14 protein-coding genes and 1 pseudogene are annotated in these 14,664 nt (G+C 58.8%); 6 read left to right on the top strand and 9 right to left on the bottom strand.

The features are described from left to right. On the top strand, nucleotides 1-195 hold a 195-nt coding region (locus tag ALO80_RS00995), incomplete at its 5' end, for a glycoside hydrolase family 68 protein (protein ID WP_174518936.1). A gap of 59 nt (nucleotides 196-254) precedes the next feature. Here the strand turns inward: ALO80_RS00995 and ALO80_RS01000 are convergent. Both ALO80_RS01000 and ALO80_RS01005 read right to left on the bottom strand, forming a co-directional pair. Continuing rightward, nucleotides 255-830, bottom strand: coding sequence for an ANTAR domain-containing response regulator (locus ALO80_RS01000; RefSeq protein ID WP_054985917.1), 576 nt, complete (start codon nucleotides 828-830; stop codon nucleotides 255-257). A 14-nt stretch (nucleotides 831-844) separates the two neighbouring features. After that, nucleotides 845-2,056, bottom strand: a complete 1,212-nt coding sequence (locus ALO80_RS01005; RefSeq protein ID WP_055007605.1) for a CmpA/NrtA family ABC transporter substrate-binding protein — start codon at nucleotides 2,054-2,056, stop codon at nucleotides 845-847. Nucleotides 2,057-2,467: 411 nt separating this feature from the next. Between ALO80_RS01005 and ALO80_RS01010 the strand changes: the two genes are divergently transcribed. Then, entirely contained in the window at nucleotides 2,468-3,505 is a 1,038-nt protein-coding gene (locus tag ALO80_RS01010; RefSeq protein WP_055007606.1) for a quinone-dependent dihydroorotate dehydrogenase, read from the top strand. 139 nt (nucleotides 3,506-3,644) lie between these two features. On the opposite strand, the gene rmf is transcribed toward ALO80_RS01010, so the two are convergent. Beyond that, on the bottom strand, nucleotides 3,645-3,860 hold the full coding sequence (gene rmf / locus ALO80_RS28790; RefSeq protein ID WP_002553055.1) for a ribosome modulation factor: 216 nt from the start codon (nucleotides 3,858-3,860) through the stop codon (nucleotides 3,645-3,647). A 589-nt stretch (nucleotides 3,861-4,449) separates the two neighbouring features. On the opposite strand from rmf, the gene rlmKL reads away from it, so the two are divergent. Together rlmKL and ALO80_RS01020 are read left to right on the top strand one after the other, a co-directional pair. Beyond that, entirely contained in the window at nucleotides 4,450-6,702 is a 2,253-nt protein-coding gene (rlmKL, locus tag ALO80_RS01015; protein WP_055007607.1) for a bifunctional 23S rRNA (guanine(2069)-N(7))-methyltransferase RlmK/23S rRNA (guanine(2445)-N(2))-methyltransferase RlmL, read from the top strand. Nucleotides 6,703-6,842: 140 nt separating this feature from the next. Beyond that, nucleotides 6,843-9,233: a sensor domain-containing diguanylate cyclase gene (locus ALO80_RS01020; RefSeq protein WP_055007608.1), complete on the top strand. Its 2,391-nt coding sequence runs from the start codon at nucleotides 6,843-6,845 to the stop codon at nucleotides 9,231-9,233. 52 nt (nucleotides 9,234-9,285) lie between these two features. Here the strand turns inward: ALO80_RS01020 and dacB are convergent, their stop codons facing one another. Continuing rightward, nucleotides 9,286-10,752, bottom strand: coding sequence for a D-alanyl-D-alanine carboxypeptidase/D-alanyl-D-alanine endopeptidase (gene dacB / locus ALO80_RS01025; RefSeq protein WP_055006466.1), 1,467 nt, complete (start codon nucleotides 10,750-10,752; stop codon nucleotides 9,286-9,288). Between the two features lie 329 nt (nucleotides 10,753-11,081). Here dacB and ALO80_RS01030 point away from each other — a divergent pair, with 329 nt between their 5' ends. Continuing rightward, nucleotides 11,082-11,426: a YggL family protein gene (locus ALO80_RS01030; RefSeq protein ID WP_003346101.1), complete on the top strand. Its 345-nt coding sequence runs from the start codon at nucleotides 11,082-11,084 to the stop codon at nucleotides 11,424-11,426. 68 nt (nucleotides 11,427-11,494) lie between these two features. Here the strand turns inward: ALO80_RS01030 and ALO80_RS01035 are convergent. The 5 genes and pseudogenes from ALO80_RS01035 to ALO80_RS01055 all read right to left on the bottom strand — a co-directional run. Continuing rightward, nucleotides 11,495-12,079, bottom strand: a pseudogene (locus tag ALO80_RS01035) (Hpt domain-containing protein); the annotation flags it as partial. A gap of 78 nt (nucleotides 12,080-12,157) precedes the next feature. Next, on the bottom strand, nucleotides 12,158-13,261 hold the full coding sequence (locus ALO80_RS01040; RefSeq protein WP_055007610.1) for a phage integrase Arm DNA-binding domain-containing protein: 1,104 nt from the start codon (nucleotides 13,259-13,261) through the stop codon (nucleotides 12,158-12,160). Next, nucleotides 13,242-13,484: an excisionase gene (locus ALO80_RS01045; RefSeq protein ID WP_055007611.1), complete on the bottom strand. Its 243-nt coding sequence runs from the start codon at nucleotides 13,482-13,484 to the stop codon at nucleotides 13,242-13,244. The genes ALO80_RS01040 and ALO80_RS01045 overlap by 20 nt, the downstream gene beginning before the upstream one ends. Nucleotides 13,485-13,520: 36 nt before the next feature. Next, a complete protein-coding gene (locus ALO80_RS01050) occupies nucleotides 13,521-13,727 on the bottom strand; it encodes a hypothetical protein (protein WP_259638722.1) in 207 nt (68 codons plus the stop codon). A gap of 46 nt (nucleotides 13,728-13,773) precedes the next feature. Beyond that, nucleotides 13,774-14,271: a hypothetical protein gene (locus tag ALO80_RS01055; RefSeq protein ID WP_055007612.1), complete on the bottom strand. Its 498-nt coding sequence runs from the start codon at nucleotides 14,269-14,271 to the stop codon at nucleotides 13,774-13,776. Nucleotides 14,272-14,392: 121 nt separating this feature from the next. Here ALO80_RS01055 and ALO80_RS01060 point away from each other — a divergent pair, with 121 nt between their 5' ends. Further along, nucleotides 14,393-14,611 carry a hypothetical protein gene (locus ALO80_RS01060; protein WP_055007613.1) on the top strand — a complete coding sequence of 73 codons (219 nt, stop codon included), beginning with the start codon at nucleotides 14,393-14,395 and terminating at the stop codon, nucleotides 14,609-14,611. Nucleotides 14,612-14,664: the final 53 nt, after the last annotated feature.

Genomic DNA, 14,664 nt, shown 5'->3' on the forward strand with positions numbered 1-14,664 from the left:
TACTCACACTGCGTGATGCCGAACGGTCTGGTGACCTCGTTCATCGACAGCGTACCCACCACGGGTGAGGACTATCGCATCGGCGGCACCGAGGCGCCGACGGTCAGAATCCTGTTGAAGGGCGACCGCTCGTTTGTGCAGGAAGAGTATGACTACGGCTACATCCCGGCGATGAAGGATGTGCGGCTGAGCTGACACGCCGCGTCAGCGTGATACCTGAAGAACGCCTGTGCGAGCAGGCGTTCTTCGTTCGTTCAGCCCAGCAGTTCGCTCATTGCGATAATCTGCTCGGCCACCTGAATCAGCTTCTGCTGGCGGCTCATTGCCTGCCGCCGCATCAGCGTGTAGGCCTCCTCCTCGTTGCAATCCTTCATCTTCATCAGTAGCCCCTTGGCCAGTTCGATGCGCTTGCGCTCGGCCAATTGCTGGTCGCGGGCATGCAGTTGTGCACGCAACGCCTGATCGCTTTCGAAGCGAGCCATCGCCACATCCAGAATCGGTTGCAGCCGCTGTGCCTGGATACCTTCGACGATGTACGCGCTTACCCCGGACTTGATGGCCTGGCGCATCACCCCCGGATCGTGCTCGTCGGTAAACATCACGATGGGGCGCGGCTGGTCACGGCTGACCAGCACCACTTGCTCCATCACATCGCGTCCGGGTGATTCCGTGTCGATCAGAATGACGTCCGGGCGCACCGCTTCGACGCGGGCGGGCAGGTCGATGGTCAGCCCGGATTCGTCGATCACCTCGAAACCGGCTTCTACCAAGGCAGACTTGAGGCGGCCGACCTTTCGGGGCGTGTCATTGATAAGCAGGATACGCAGCATGGTCACGTTCTCCCTCAGCGACTGGCCATTGCGGGCGCATTGTCGGCCAGCGAGTGGAGCTTGAAGCTACGTGCGTAGCCAGCCGGATCACTGCCGTCCCAGATCCTGCCATCGATCAACTGACTGCTGCGCAGGGTTGTACTCGGGGCGTCGATGCCCAGCGCGCCAGCCGCCTGACGGTACAGGTCCAGCTGCTGGACACGGCTGGCGACGGCCAGATAGTCCGGGTCTTCACGCAGCAGGCCCCAGCGCCGGAACTGTGTCATGAACCACATGCCGTCGGACAGCCAGGGATAATTGACCTGCCCCTGGTCGTGGAAGCTGACGGCGTGGGGGTCCTGCCAGCGGTTGCCAAGGCCGTCGTTGTACTGGCCGAGCAGACGCGGCTCGATGCAGTCCAGCGAGGTGTCCAGGTAATCGGCACCGCTGAGCAATTGTGCGGTGCTGCGCCGGTTATGATCGCTTTGCTCGATGAAACGACTGGCTTCCAGCACCGCCATGATCAGTGCTCTGGCCGTATTGGGGTTCTGCTCGACAAACTCGCGGGTGCAGCCTAACACCTTGCCTGGATGGTCCGGCCAGATCGCCTGGCTGGTCGCCATGGTGAAGCCCAGCTGTTGCTGCACTGCACGGGCTCCCCAGGGTTCGCCGACACAAAAACCGTCGATTCGCCCGGCCCGCAGGTGTTGCGCCATTTGAGTGGGCGGCACCACGACACTGTTCACATCATCAAGTGGATGAATACCCTGGCTGGCGAGCCAGTAGTAGAGCCACATAGCGTGGTTGCCGGTAGGAAAGGTCTGGGCGAAGGTCAGTCTTGAGCCGCTTTGGTGCGCACGTTTGTCCAGTGCCTCAGGAGTGGTCACGCCAGCCTGCTGCAATTCGCGGGACAGATTGATGCACTGGCCGTTCTGGTTAAGGCCCATGAGGATGGCCATGTCGGTCGCCGCGCCGCCGCCGATGCCCAGTTCGACAGCATAGATCAGCCCGTACAGGCTGTGTGCAGCCTGGAGCTGTCCGCTGACCAGTCTGTCGCGCAGTCCGGCCCAGGAGGTCTGACGTTGAAGGTTCAGGCTGAGCCCGTAAGGCTGGGCGAAACCCTGGGTTGCAGCGACCACCAGCGGAGCACAGTCGGTCAGAGCCATGAAGCCCACGTCCAGGCTGTTCATTTCCGGGGCATCGCTACCGGCCACCCAGTCCAGCGCATTGCTGGTTCGTTCAGTCATAGCAGCATTTCATAAAAAGCCCATCCAGAAAAAAGGCGTCGTCCGACCCGATGCCGGTGCGCTCTTCGTTATATACAAGTCTGTTTTGATTCTGGCCGGAGGTCGTACGAGCGAACAAGGCGGATCGCCGCCCCGGTCGCCCCTGCGCCCTTCAGGCAGAAGCGTGAAAAACCCTTTTTCGGGTTTTCTCGGACTTATGTATAACGCTGAGTGCCAGCGCAAGTGTCGAAGCGACGCCATTGTCCATGCACCGCTCCGCCATTGGAGTGAGTGCCGATCGCGGTTTCAAGCAAGGCATATGCCATCGTCGGGGAGGAACGGGCAACAAGTTTGTCGCATGCCTCGCCTGACGGGCCTGCACACGTCTATAATCGCCACCCTGAATTCAGCTGCTCACGAGCCCATCCCGCCATGTATAACCTGGCCCGCCAGTTACTGTTCAAACTTTCCCCGGAAACCTCTCATGACCTGTCGCTGGATCTCATCGGGGCTGGCGGACGGCTGGGCCTCAACGGCCTGCTGAGCAAGTCCCCGGCGAAGTTGCCGGTGAGTGTCATGGGGCTGGACTTTCCCAACCCTGTAGGGCTGGCAGCGGGTCTGGACAAAAATGGTGCGGCCATCGACGGCTTTGCGCAACTGGGCTTCGGCTTCGTCGAGATCGGCACGGTGACGCCACGTCCCCAGCCGGGCAACCCCAAGCCGCGCATTTTCCGTCTGCCGCACGCCGAGGCGATCATCAATCGTATGGGCTTCAACAATCTGGGGGTCGACCATCTGGTGTCCCGCGTCGAAGCTGCAAAGTATCGTGGCATTCTGGGCATCAATATCGGCAAGAACTTCGACACCCCCGTCGAGCGTGCGGTGGACGATTACCTGATCTGTCTGGACAAGGTGTACGCACATGCCAGCTACATCACCGTCAACGTCAGTTCACCCAACACGCCGGGGCTGCGCAGCCTGCAGTTCGGTGATTCGCTCAAAAAACTGCTCGAGGCACTTAGCCTGCGTCAGCAGGAACTGACGCAACGGCATGGCAGGCGCGTGCCGCTGGCGATCAAGATTGCTCCGGACATGAGCGATGAAGAAACCGTGCTGGTGGCGTCTGCATTGATAGAGTCAGGCATGGATGCGGTGATTGCCACCAATACCACGCTCAGCCGCCAGGGCGTGGAAGGATTGCCGCATGGCGACGAAGCGGGAGGGCTATCGGGCGCGCCGGTTCGGGAGAAAAGCACGCATATCGTCAAGGTGCTGGCCGCTGAACTGGCGGGTCGTCTGCCGATCATCGCTGCGGGCGGTATCACAGAAGGCAGGCACGCTGCCGAGAAAATCGCTGCGGGTGCCAGCCTGGTGCAGATCTATTCCGGTTTCATTTACAAGGGCCCTGCGCTGATTCGAGAGTCGGTGGACGCCATTGCGGCAATGCCAGGCAGCGCGTTGAATAAGTAGAAGGTAAAAAAAAGGGGCTCCTCGAGAGAGCCCCTGGGCGTTGGCCCGCCGCCCGGGTCGGGCGTGCATGGTACAGGTGTGAATCAGTCAATCATGTTGATGGCCCGACAGAGGCCTGACAGTCTTTATGTGAATCGCCTCATCCGACCGCGTGAAGTTCGTTGAGTCTGTGGATGCCCGCAGTGCCGGTCATACCGTCCCAGTTGTCGCCGCGTCCTTCGCGCCAGCCATTGATCCATGCCTGGCGTACTGACGGTAGAGTAAAAGGGCAAAGCTCACGGGATTTACCATGAACGCCGTATTGATATCCGCGTAAAAATGCTCTTTCCAACGGATCACGCTTAAGTCTTCTCATAGGGTAATGCCCTCGTCTGTTGACTGTAATATCCCTGAGACCCCGTGGTGAGGTCGGGCAGAGTCTTCTGCCGTTGGGGCCCGTTGCCGGCGTCACGGGCCTTTGATGTCATAACCGTTGCGGAGATGACCTGAGACGATTTCTAACCAAAGCCCAGGTCGGTGTGAATGATCGTTTTGTCATAAGCACGTCACATTCAGGTCTGTCGAGCAATAAGCGTGACTGTACTTCAGAGGCGTTTTTTGCTGCAGCCCCGTTGAGGTGGGGGTTTGCAAGCCAGGTGAGATCGCTTATCAGACTCATATGGTGGCCTAGTGCCTTTGCTGCTTAAGCGACGAAGGGTCGTAACGAATGCAGTGGAAATGTGACTTTTTCAGCACGACTTTTTAATTGCGTCTTTTTATTGCCAACATCGTCCCGGCAGATATCTGTTCTAATACGCCCGAAAACTGCCGCAATGAGATGACAGGATCATGCGGTGGACCGGCACACATATGTGCCACGCAGGCGTTCTCCACGAAAGACGCCTGTTCAAATCTGGCAGGGCAATGCGTTGCCCGCCGCTGACGGCTCAGGCCCTGGAATACACATGTCGGATCGCTACGAACTTTTCCTCACTTGCCCCAAAGGCCTTGAAGGTCTGCTTGCCGAGGAGGCCACGGCGCTGGGTCTGCAAGAGACCCGCGAGCATACTTCGGCCATTCGCGGCTCTGCCGATATGGAGACGGCTTACCGGCTGTGTCTCTGGTCGCGGCTGGCCAATCGCGTGTTGCTGGTACTCAAGCGCTTCCCGATGAAGGACGCCGAAGACCTGTACCACGGCGTGCTCGATGTCGAGTGGCAGGATCATCTCGAATCCGATGGCACCATCGCGGTGGAATTCAGTGGTCATGGTTCGGGTATTGATAACACCCACTTCGGTGCATTGAAGGTCAAGGATGCGATCGTCGACAAGCTGCGTACACCGGATGGCGAGCGCCCGTCGGTAGACAAGATCAACCCCGATCTGCGTGTGCACCTGCGTCTGGATCGAGGCGAGGCCATTCTGTCCCTCGACCTCTCCGGTCACAGCCTGCACCAGCGTGGCTATCGCCTGCAGCAAGGCGCTGCGCCGCTGAAGGAAAACCTCGCCGCTGCGATCCTGATCCGCGCCGGCTGGCCGCGCATTGCCGCCGAGGGCGGTGCGCTGGCCGACCCTATGTGCGGTGTCGGCACGTTTCTGGTGGAGGCGGGCATGATCGCCGCCGACATCGCCCCGAACATCAAGCGCGAACGCTGGGGCTTTTCTGCCTGGCTCGGTCACGTTCCGGCGCTGTGGCGCAAGCTGCACGACGAAGCGCTGGCACGCGCAGAAGCAGGTCTGGCCAAAACGCCTGCATGGATCCGGGGCTACGAAGCCGATCCGCGGCTTATCCAGCCAGGGCGAAACAACATCGAGCGGGCCGGTCTGAGTGACTGGATCAAGGTCTATCAGGGCGAAGTTGCGACCTTCGAACCGCGTCCGGATCAGAACCAGAAAGGTCTGGTGATCTGTAACCCTCCGTACGGTGAGCGTCTGGGGGATGAGGCCAGCCTGCTGTATCTCTACCAGAATCTGGGCGAGCGCCTCCGTCAAGCCTGTCTTAACTGGGAAGCTGCGGTGTTCACTGGCGCGCCAGACCTGGGCAAGCGGATGGGGATTCGCAGTCACAAACAGTATTCATTCTGGAACGGTGCGTTGCCGTGCAAACTGTTGCTGATCAAGGTCACGCCCGACCAGTTCGTGACGGGCGAGCGTCGCACGCCCGAACAGCGTCAGATCGAGCGCGAAAACCCTGTCGAGGTTGAGGTCGTTGAGAGGAAACTCAACAAGAACGGCAACCCGATCAAGCCGGAACCGGTGGTGGTCGAGCAGGCGCGCCTGAGCGAAGGCGGGCAGATGTTTGCCAATCGCCTGCAAAAGAACCTCAAGTTGATGGGCAAGTGGGTACGTCGCGAGGGGATCGATTGCTACCGTGTCTACGACGCCGACATGCCCGAGTATTCGCTGGCGATCGATCTGTATCACGACTGGGTTCATGTTCAGGAATACGCAGCGCCCAAGTCGATTGATCCGGAAAAGGCCTCGGCCCGACTGTTCGATGCGTTGGCGGCCATTCCGCAGGCGCTGAACATCGACAAGAACCGCGTGGTGATCAAGCGTCGCGAGCGGCAGAGCGGCACCAGACAGTACGAGCGCCAAAGCGCCCAGGGCCAGTTTCTGGAAGTCAGCGAAGGCGGCGTCAAGCTGCTGGTCAATCTGACCGATTATCTGGACACTGGTCTGTTTCTCGATCACCGCCCGATGCGCATGCGTCTCCAGCGCGAGGCTTCCGGCAAGCGCTTTCTGAATCTGTTCGCCTACACAGCGACCGCCAGTGTGCATGCCGCGAAGGGCGGCGCGCGCAGCACCACCAGCGTCGACCTGTCCCGCACCTATCTGGACTGGGCGCGTCGCAACCTGTCGCTGAACGGTTTTTCCGACAAGAATCGTCTGGAGCAAGGTGATGTGATGGCCTGGCTGCAGGCCAACCGCGACGAATACGACCTGATTTTCATCGACCCGCCGACGTTCTCCAACTCCAAGCGTATGGAAGGTATTTTTGATGTGCAGCGTGATCAGGTCGAGCTGATCGATCTGGCCATGGCGCGCCTGGCTCCAGGTGGCGTGTTGTACTTCTCCAATAACTTCCGCAAGTTTGTGATGGATGAAAACCTGAGTCAGCGTTATGCGGTCGAGGATATTACTGCACAAACCATCGATCCGGATTTTGCTCGTAACGGCAAGATTCACCGCGCCTGGAAAATAATGGCGCGAGCCTGACCCCTTCATGCGATGGGCGACTTGTAACAGTTTTGTACGGGTTTGCTCATCGCTTACTATGAAAATTACTGGCGAATAGCTATAACAGAAGTCATAGCCAGCTTGACGCTTCAGCATGTTGGCGTCATGGGTTTCTGTGTATGACAGCGAAACGGTTCAGGCTCAGAATTCTGAGTTTCATCAATGGCCAGCTCTCGGCGTGGCCGGTTGCCGTTTTGGCGTTAATGGTCGGAGCGGCACTGACAGTCATGCTGGCGCTGGCTGACAATGAGCTGTACCAGCGGCAACTGCGCCAGCGTTTCGACATGCTTGCAGCGGAGCGCTTCAGCCGCCTCCAGGAACGTCTGGATCGGCAGGTCACGCGACTGGATACCCTGTGCCGTTTCTTTATTTTTTCCCATCAGGTTGAACAGTCGGAGTTCGACGGCTTTGTCGCGCCGTTGCTGATCGGCACCCAGGCGTATGCCTGGAACCCCAAAGTGCTGTCGGCCGACCGGGTTGCTTTCGAAGAGCAGGCACGCACGGAAGGCTCGGCCGGATACGCCATACGCGAGATGGATGAAAACGGTGCCTTGAAAGCCGCCGGTATGCGGAGCGAGTATTTTCCGGTCCGGTTCATTCAGACTCTCAGCAAAATCCCCACACCGTCAGGGTTCGATATTGCCTCGGAGCCGGTGCGCCATGTCGCTCTCGAGCGCGCGCGTTTGCTCAAGCGCATTGTCGCTACGCCTCGTATCAGCCTGCTGGCGCTGGACCCGTCCGACACCTATGGAATTTTGCTGTTAGCGCCGGTGTTCTCGATTGGCGAGTCGCCATCGGAGTTGCGGGGCTACGTCACTGCAGTCATCAGCCTGGCGCAATTGATGAGCATCGGCACAGCGGAACAGGACAATCTTGCCGTGACCATGCTTGACCTCAGCTCGCCGGCAAAGCCTGAGCAGGTTTACCAGTCGCCAGTCGCGGCGATACATAATCAGCTGTATGCCAGCAGCCTGCTGAGCCTGGGCGACAGGGATTATCTGGTCGAGATTCGTCCTACGGAGATCTTCAACCAGAGCAACCAGACCATCATGCTGGGTCGGGTACTGTGGCTTGGCGGGCTTTTGAGCCTGATGCTCAGCGCTTTGCTCTACAGCCTGATCAGCCAGCGTCAGCGAGCCTTGCAGCGTGTGGCGCAGCGTACCCGCGAATTGCGTCAGCGCGAGCAACAGCTGAGAGCCGCACACGGGCAATTGCGCAGCGTGCTGGACGCAGCGACCGAAGTGGCGATTATCGCAACCGATCTGGACGGGCTGATCAAGACGTTCAACGTCGGCGCGCAGAAAATGCTGGGTTATTCGCAGGAAGAAGTACTGGGCAAGTTTCGGCTCATGGACCTTTATCAATCGGCCGAGCTGGAGGCCCGTGCGAGCGTGTTGAGTAAGGAGCGGGGGCAGCCGATTACCGCTTCACGTCTGATGTTTCTCGACGCTGTGCAGGACGGTAATCATCCCTCGCAGGAATGGACCCTTCAGCGCAGTGACGGCAGCACGCTCATGGTGAATATGCTGGTCACCGCCGTTCGGGACGATCAGGGGCTATGGACCGGGTATCTGGCTGTGTGCATCGACGTGACTGAGCACAAGCGTGTCAACGAAGCCCTTGCCGAGCAGGGGCAATTGTTGAAAAAGCTGGGCTCGCAGGTGCCTGGCGGCATTTATCAATACCACTTGGCCTTGGACGGCAGCGCACGTTTCAGATACGCAAGCGCCGGCATGTGCGAGCTCTTCGAAGTAGACGACGCGCAGTTGCTCGGTGATGCCGAGACTGTTCTGCGACGTATCCAGCCGACGGACCTGACACGGGTCAGAAGCTCGATTCTTGCCAGTGCGAAGCATCTGACCCCCTGGAGCGAAGAATACCGGGTGGATTTGCCACGCAAGGGGCAGCGCTGGCTGCGTTCTGCATCCACGCCGGAGCGGCTGGCTGACGGCAGCGTGTTATGGCACGGCTTTGTCTCGGATATCACAGACCTCAAGCGCGTCGAACAGGAGCTGCGTGCACTGTCGGTCACCGATGTGCTGACGGGGGCCTACAATCGTCGCTATTTCCAGGACCGGATGCAGGCTGAACTGAAAAGGATCGATCGGCACGGCGGTAACCTGTCGGTCATCATGCTCGATATCGATCACTTCAAGCGTATCAATGATCGCTTCGGGCACGCCGCGGGCGATCAGGTGCTCAAGGCGATTTCGGAAAAGATCAGTCAGCGTCTGCGCAGCGATGACGTGTTCTGTCGTCTGGGGGGCGAAGAGTTCATGGTGATCTGCCCTGGCGCACGCGGCTCTCAGGCCTATCAACTGGCCTTGAGCCTGCGCGAGGGGCTGCGCAATCAGGTCATCGAGGGCGTCGATCAGGTGGTCACGGCCAGCTTCGGGATCGCCAGCTGGCGAACGGGCGAGGGTATCGACGCAATGCTGTTGCGCGCCGACTCGGGTGTCTATGCCGCCAAGCAGGCCGGCCGCGATCGCGTCGAACCCGAGCAGATCTGATGCAGACAGACCCGCTTTGCAAGCGGGTCTGCCGAGTGTCTGCTTCGGCCCATTATTGCTGGATCGATACCGTAGTGTTGGTCAGTTTCGGCTGTCGATACAGATCGACCAGCACCTCGTCCAGTATCGAGGATGCGCCAAACGGACGCGGGTCATTGAGGATCGCCACGACCGCCCAGGTGTTGCCGTTGCTGTCGCGGCTGAAGCCGGCAATGGCGCGGACGGTATTCAGGGTGCCGGTCTTGATGTGTGCCTCACCCAGCAGCGGGGTGCGCTTCAGGCGTTTGCGCATCGTGCCGTCGAGACCTGCCAGCGGCATCGAACTCATGAATTCGGCAGCATAGGGGCTGCGCCACGCAGCCTGCAGGATTATGGCCATTTCACGGGCACTGACACGTTCTGCACGCGACAGCCCGGAGCCGTTCTCCATGACCAAGTGCGGCGCGGTGATACCTTTTTTCGCCAGCCACTGACGAATGACGCGTTGTGCGGCCTTGCCGTCGTCACCATCAGCCTCGTTGCGAAACTCTTCGCCCAGGCTCAGGAACAGTTGCTGAGCCATGGTGTTATTGCTGAATTTGTTGATGTCGCGAATCACTTCCACCAGGTCCGGCGAGAATGCCTTGGCCAGCAGCTTGGCATTGCCGGGCAGAACGCCCACCCGGTCCTTGCCCTGAATGGTGCCGCCCAGTTCCTGCCAGATGGCCCGCACCGCGCCTGCAGCGTAGGTCGGATGGTCCAGCAGGGAAAGGTAGGTCTGCGAATTGCAACCGTTGCCCAACTGACCGGTCACCGTCACATTGACGCTGCCGTCAGGTTGGGTGACCGGGTTGTAGCGGACATCCCCGGTGCATTGCCTGGAGGCGCTCGCCTTGACCTGGTTGTCAATGCGAATGCTGGCAATCGGCGGTTCGACCGAAACCAGAATCCTGCCATCGTCGTTGCGGGTCACGAAGCGCAAGGCCTTGAGGTTGACCATCAGCGCGTCGGGCTTGACCAGAAACGGCTTGTTATCGTCATTGCCGTCGTCGTTGAACTCCGGCAATTGCGGTTGCACAAAATGGCTGCGGTCCAGTACCAGGTCCCCGGTCACTTGCTGTACCCCGTTGGCGCGCAGATCACGCATCAGCAGCCAGAGCTTTTCCATGTTCAGCTTGGGATCGCCACCGCCCTTGAGGTACAGATTGCCGCGCAGCACGCCGTTGCTCAGGGTACCGTCGGTGAAGAATTCGGTTTTCCATTGGTGGGTAGGGCCGAGCATTTCGAGTGCGGCGTAGGTCGTGATCAGCTTCATGGTGGAGGCCGGATTGACCGACACGTCGGCGTTGAACACGGTCGGTGTGCCTGGACCGTTAAGCGGCAACATGACCAGCGAGAGCGCTTCATCGCCGAGCTTGCTGGCTTTCAGAGCCTGCTGAACCTTGGGGGGCAGTGTGGTGTTGATGACGGCAGCGTAGGAGGGTAGAGCCAGTGGCAAAAGGAGTGACGCGAGCAACAATGGACGTAGCGACTTGATCATTGAATAAAACCCTACTGCAAAGAGGGAAATAAAAAAGAGGGCATGGATGAATTCCCTCGGTAACTATTTCGATGCGATGGTGATAACTATAGTAGTGAATGCGAGGCGGGCTTTTTTGTAACACATGATGCCACGCAGGAAACGATGCGCATTATGCCCCAAGCAGGGCAGGCTTGTGATAGGGGGCAAGCGGGTAAACGGTATTTTTTATCAATCGGGTCCGCATCGCTGCCGCAACACCGGATGTCCATTGCGGACCGTAATTGTCGGGCTTTTAAATCGCCAAGCTGGTAAAGTGCCGCCCGATATTTATTGATGAGGATTGTCCCATGGCCACTAACCGCTCCCGCCGTCTGCGCAAAAAACTATGTGTGGACGAGTTCCAGGAATTGGGTTTCGAACTGAACCTGGACTTCAAGCAAGAGCTGGATGACAAGGCAATCGACGCTTTCCTTGACGCTTTCCTTAAAGAAGCAATGGAAGCCAACGGTCTTGGTTATGTGGGCGGCGACGACTTCGGTCTGGTTTGCCTGAGCAAGCGTGGCTCGGTCAGCGAAGAGCAGCGTGCAGCTGTTGAAGCCTGGCTCAAAGGCCGCAGCGAACTGACAGAAGTCACCGTCAGCCCGCTGATCGACGTCTGGTACCCGGAAAAAGAAATCAACCCGGCCGCCTGATGTAACGGGAAGCGGGCAACGCCTGCTTCCCTGCCTGTCCCCCTCGCTACACCTTCGCCGCAACGCCTTTAGTCATCAGCTTTTGCCTGTTGCAGAATCAGCGCGTCTTCCAGCTCTATCATTGCCAGTTCGACAACCTGTTGGCAGAGACGCAACTGTTCATCCGGCATGCCAGGTTCGCAGGCCTGTTCAAGCGCCTCGCAGGCATCGACCAGCCTCGAAGCACTGATGATGCGCGCTGCACCTTTGATCCTGTGGGCCAGGTCGCGGGTTTTATCGCGATTGTCTTCCGGCGTCAGTCTGGCCAGCAATAACCGGTCCTCGTGGTTGCTCTGGCGTAATTGTGTAAGCAGGCGTTCAACCATTTCCGGCCGGTTACCGGTCAGGTTGCTGACGCTGTCGAGGCTGAACGGAAGGGGCGTGTGCGCCAGGGGTGAAATGGCTGCCAGCCGTTCGCTGAGCATCGAAAGACTGATGGGTTTGAACAGGCAGTCGTCCATGCCCGCTGCACGACAGCGCTCGATTTCGTCAGGCTGCGCATTGGCCGTGAAGCCCCAGACGGGACAGCGTGGCTGGTCGTCGGCGCTCTCGAGGGCGCGGATTGCAGTGGTCATGTCATAGCCATTCATGACCGGCATGTTGCAATCGGGGACACCACGATGATGTAAGTGTTTGATTTTGTTGGCCATAAAATCCTCCCCAAAACTCCCCCAATATATCCCTAAAACGGATCACGCTACGTCAATCCACTCCGACCCGCGACCATCCTTATACATTTCAGTCATCGCTGCGTTGCGGTGACCCAGCAGCTTCTGAGGATCACGGCCTTCTGCCGAATGGAGTCGTGCAGCAAGCGAGCGCATTTCGTGAAAGCTTGGCGGGTTCTCCCCAAGGTCTATTCCGAGAGCTGCGGCACCCTTGTCCCTGGCCTGAGCGAACGCAAGAGTCAACGTGCTCAGCTTTATTGGGCTCCCTGCTTTTGCAACTGCGACCGTCCTCGTGTGGTGGACCAGATGCTTTGACAAAACCCTGTCTCGGCACATTCGCACTACGCTCGACAGATCAAGGTCTATCGCCTCGAGTCTGAGGGCCGTGCTGATCCGCAGACGAGCGCCGGTCTTTGATTGAACGACGTGCAAGAAGCCGTCGTACTCGTCCTTGAACAGCATCGAAGCAATATCATCCCTGCGCTGGCCCGTTAGGAGGGCAAGCTCCATTGCTCTTTTCAGCCAAGGTCTATCGGTAGCCGCATGCGCAGCTTTCCAGAGCTCAAGGCTCAAGCGTGAGCGTTTCACCTTTGAGCGTGCCGCCTTCGTCGCATCAACCGGATTCAGGTCGCACCATCCAGCTGCAATGGCTTCGGTAAAAACATCTCGCAGTAGCGACCGTAAAGCCTTGGACATTGGCGCTTTCCCTGCCTTGGTGAAGGTCGCGAGGAATGTAGCAATATCCATCGTCCGTATGCTGCGCAAGTATCTGCTACCGAATGCATCTTTGAGTGCTTTGAGCCTACTTTTGATACTGCGAGTCGTATGCGAGCTCAATCCTCTTTCTGGGTAGATCAGGTCGTACTCAACAAGCCAATCGGCAAATGTTCGGTCCTGCTCTGCAATAGGCTCGGCAAGACGCTCTCGCAGCGTCGGCTTAAGCACATCGGCATGATTAGCGGCAACAGCCTCCATGATTGCTGCCGCCTTGTCCTTGCCCAGGCCAAACATTCGCCCGGTAACCGGATCTCGGTATGTGTAGTAGGTGTGCCCGTTACGCTTATCGGTTTTACGGTAAAGGTTGGGCGGCAGGTCTTTCGACCCAGCGTTACGCGGCCTTGGGACCATTACGTGCACTCTCTATTCGGCTTATCAGGCTGCCGCCCGTAATACGGACAGCGGGTTTTTCAGGCTCGCTGTATTGCGCCTCGGCTTCGACATAATAGCTGCGGCCATGCTTCACAGGCGCTGGCGCTATCCGGCCTTCGCGGGCCCACTTTCGCAGTGTGTTTAGACTGGGCGGCGTCCGGAACTGGTCTGCCGCCCACTCGTCGAGGGTAACTTTGCTCATGATATTGCTCCGGGCCGCGCTGGGCGGCGGAAGGGGTTAAAGATTGACGGTTAGGCTGCTCGGATCGAACGGCTTGCCTTCGGGGTCTGGCACCAGTACGGGTACGTGCTGACGGATGAAGTCGTCGAAGCATTGAGGGCAGTAAACGGCGCGGGTCGTAATAAGCTGGCCGTGCCCCTTGTAATCGCACTTCGGGCACGTGATCGCGGCAGGGATGATGTAGGCCATTTGCATGGTAGGCATGTGGAGTCCTCGCCCGCCGATCACCGGCAGGCTCTGTAGGGAAGGGTTATTGAGGTGTCTTGCTCAGCACGGCGTCAGCCACTTTCATGGCCGCCTGCGCATCGTTGACGTAGGCGGGATCGAAGCCGCCGCAAAGGTGGATGGTCGCTTGGCATGCCCGCAGGTTTTCGCGGTTGAGCTTGAGTGCTGCAACCAGCTCTTCGCGAAGTTCAGCCTCTGCGCGGCCCAGGTCATAGAAGCGTTGGCCCCAATGGCCGAGAGGTGGCGGATTCGTGCCTTGAAAGCCAAAACCCATCGCGCCGCATGCCGCATCCAGCAGATCGCGTTTGTACGCGTTGTCTCCGTCAATACTCAGGCTGTTTCGGCGGAGTGCATCAAGAGCGTTATCCAGGTTCGCTTCCGGAGAAGGCAGGACCAGGTCGAAGTCGTCACTGCCTGGGCGAACAGCGATCACGAACAGCTCGCAGTCGAGCGGGAGTTGCACGGCAATGTCAGGAAGGGCATTTATGATTGCTTCGCGCAGGTGGTGCTTTGGACTGGTCATAAAAATACCTCGCCCGCCGAAGCGGCAGGCTGTAAAGGGAAAGGGGATATCAGGCAGGTGTTACCGATCACTGCTATCGTCCAAGCAGCCAGCAGGAGCTGGAGTAGCATCAAGGAGATGCATGGTCATGGAATGCACCACAACCACGAACGAGGTTTACGGGCCTTACAACGCCAAGCTGGGTCTGCGCTGTGCGGACGGCAACATCTGGTCGGGCAGGATCCTCATTTTCAGAATCATCGACGACCGGGTCTACTCAATGCACGAGCAGTACCTGGGCCGCCTCAAGTACGGCATGGCGATTACTGACAGGGGAGAGCTGATATTTATGGTGCGGTAGGCACACGCCGCGTCCACCGCATGTATGGGCTATCGCCTGAGTCGAATATGCCA

This window comes from Pseudomonas caricapapayae, assembly GCF_001400735.1.
Lineage (GTDB): Bacteria > Pseudomonadota > Gammaproteobacteria > Pseudomonadales > Pseudomonadaceae > Aquipseudomonas > Aquipseudomonas caricapapayae.